2 protein-coding genes and 1 pseudogene are annotated in these 384 nt (G+C 69.3%); all 3 read left to right on the top strand.

Features of this window, described 5'->3' with window-relative positions; genetic code table 11:
* Nucleotides 1–111 (top strand): DUF418 domain-containing protein (locus VG543_RS21200; RefSeq protein WP_423179076.1); only part of this gene is annotated, 111 nt, incomplete at its 5' end.
* 11 nt (nucleotides 112–122) lie between these two features.
* A pseudogene (locus VG543_RS21195) lies at nucleotides 123–272 on the top strand (amino acid dehydrogenase); the annotation flags it as partial.
* Nucleotides 269–384: FAD-binding protein (locus tag VG543_RS21190; protein WP_423179240.1), on the top strand; the 116-nt coding region annotated here is incomplete at its 3' end. The pseudogene VG543_RS21195 and the gene VG543_RS21190, both read left to right, overlap by 4 nt.

Genomic DNA, 384 nt, shown 5'->3' with positions numbered 1-384 from the left:
GTTTCGCACGCGTGGCTGGCGCGCTTCCGCTTTGGTCCGGTGGAATGGCTATGGCGTGCAATGACCTACCGCCAGTGGCCACCGATGCGGCGTGGAGCCGGGCAGGGCTGATCGATGCAGGGCGCGCGCATCCTCACGTCTGGCTTGCAGCTGGGCATGGCATGCTCGGCATCAGCATGAGCGCCGGCAACGGCCAGCTGATCGCCGATCTCGTCTGCGTCCGTACGCCGGTGATCGACCCTGCCCCCTACCGACCGGAGCGATTCCGATGAGCACTGCACCCTATGACTACGACCTGATCGTCCTCGGCGGCGGCTCCGCCGGCCTGGCCGGTGCGATCCGCGCCGCGCAGCACGGCAAGCGCGTGGCGCTGCTGGAGCCGGG

This window comes from Stenotrophomonas sp. CASM101 (assembly GCF_049384845.1).
GTDB lineage: Bacteria > Pseudomonadota > Gammaproteobacteria > Xanthomonadales > Xanthomonadaceae > Stenotrophomonas > Stenotrophomonas hibiscicola.
Note: the sequence above shows the minus strand (reverse complement) of the source record. Positions and strands in the feature narration are given on the sequence as shown.